The sequence below is a fragment of the Nocardia anaemiae NBRC 100462 genome (assembly GCF_001612725.1).
GTDB lineage: Bacteria > Actinomycetota > Actinomycetes > Mycobacteriales > Mycobacteriaceae > Nocardia > Nocardia anaemiae.
In genome coordinates this window covers 1-1,758 of sequence record NZ_BDAZ01000042.1, presented here as the reverse complement: position 1 = coordinate 1,758, position 1,758 = coordinate 1, and the positions used below count along the sequence as shown (strand labels likewise).

2 protein-coding genes are annotated in these 1,758 nt (G+C 66.9%); both read left to right on the top strand.

Features of this window, described 5'->3' with window-relative positions; translation table 11 throughout:
- On the top strand, positions 1 to 565 hold a 565-nt coding region (locus tag NA5_RS23765), incomplete at its 5' end, for an NlpC/P60 family protein (protein WP_169811351.1).
- Positions 566 to 722: 157 nt separating this feature from the next.
- Positions 723 to 1,758 (top strand): chaperone MoxR1 (moxR1, locus tag NA5_RS23760; protein ID WP_062989734.1); only part of this gene is annotated, 1,036 nt, incomplete at its 3' end.

Sequence of the window (1,758 nt, the reverse complement as noted above, 5' to 3'; positions counted from 1 at the left end):
TGCGGCCCAGGACCAGGCCGCCATGGACCGCGCCGCGCAGGCGGGCGAGGGCAAACGGCCGCATGTCCAGATGCAGGACTCACCCCCGCCGCGCCAGACCAGGCCGCGCGCCACCGGGCCGACCATGCCTTCCATCACCGGTTCCGAGGCGATCGAAACGGTGGTCGATCGGGCCATGTCGCAGATCGGCGTCGTCTATGCCTGGGGCGGTGGCGACGAGGACGGGCCGACCCTCGGCATCCGCGACGGCGGTGTCGCCGACAGCTACGGCGATTACAACAAGGTCGGCTTCGACTGCTCGGGTCTGATGATCTACGCCTTCGCCGGTATCGGCGTCTCACTGCCGCACTACAGCGGCTATCAATACAACGCGGGCACCAGAGTGCCTGTCGCCGAGCGCAGCCGCGGCGACATGCTGTTCTGGGGGCCGAACGGCAGCGAACATGTTGCGCTCTACCTCGGAAACGGGAAGATGGTGGAGGCGCCGCAATCCGGCGAGGTGGTACGGGTGTCTCCGGTGCGCGAGGGCGGCATCATGCCGTACGCGGTGCGGATCGTCACTTAACCCCTAGGCTCGTCTGGTAACCCCCAGGCTGGGCCGCGCGCCGCGAACCCGACCGTGAACCTGTTGATTTGCCGTGATCTCGGGTCCGGTTGCGGCATATGCGGCCATTACCTGGAATAGTTGTGGCAGCACGCACAGGACCAAAGCGAAAGCGGGGATGTTGGTGACTTCGACGGACGGTGTGAGCGGGGCAAGTTTGGCGAAAGAGGCCGCTGCTCCCGCACCCAGCACCCTGGAGCGTGACGTCCAGACCCTGGAGAAGGCGATATACGAGGTCAAGCGCGTTATCGTCGGCCAGGATCGGCTCGTCGAACGGCTGCTCGTCGGGGTGCTGGCACGCGGCCACGTACTGCTCGAGGGTGTGCCGGGTATCGCCAAAACCCTTGCGGTGGAGACTTTCGCACGGGTGGTCGGCGGTTCGTTCGCCCGCGTCCAGTTCACCCCCGACCTGGTGCCGACCGACCTGATCGGTACCCGCATCTACCGCCAGGGCCGCGAGGAATTCGATACCGAACTCGGCCCGGTCGTGGCGAACTTCGTGCTCGCCGACGAGATCAACCGCGCCCCGGCCAAGGTGCAGTCCGCGCTGCTCGAGGTGATGGCCGAGCGGCATGTGTCGATCGGCGGCAAGACCTACCCGATGCCCGATCCGTTCCTGGTCATGGCGACCCAGAACCCGATCGAGAGCGAGGGCGTGTACCCGCTGCCCGAAGCGCAGCGCGACCGCTTCCTGTTCAAGGTTGTCGTCGACTATCCGTCGGTGGAGGAAGAGCGCGAGATCATCTACCGGATGGGCGTCACTCCGCCGGAGGCCAAACCGATCCTCGAGCCGTCCGAGCTGATCCGCCTGCAGCAGGTGGCCGCGAATACGTTCGTGCACCACGCGCTGGTCGACTATGTGGTCCGGGTGATCGCGGCGACCCGCAAGCCCGGCGATTTCGGCATGCAGGATGTGGCGAGCTGGATCGCCTATGGCGCCTCGCCGCGTGCCAGCCTCGGCATCATCGCCGCGGCCCGCTCCGTCGCGCTGATCCGCGGCCGCGACTATGTGGTGCCGCAGGATGTCGTCGAGGTGATTCCGGATGTGCTGCGCCACCGGCTGGTGCTGTCCTACGACGCGCTCGCCGATGAGATCACCCCCGACGATGTGATCAAGCGGGTGCTGCAGACCGTCGGCCTGCCGCAGGTCGCGC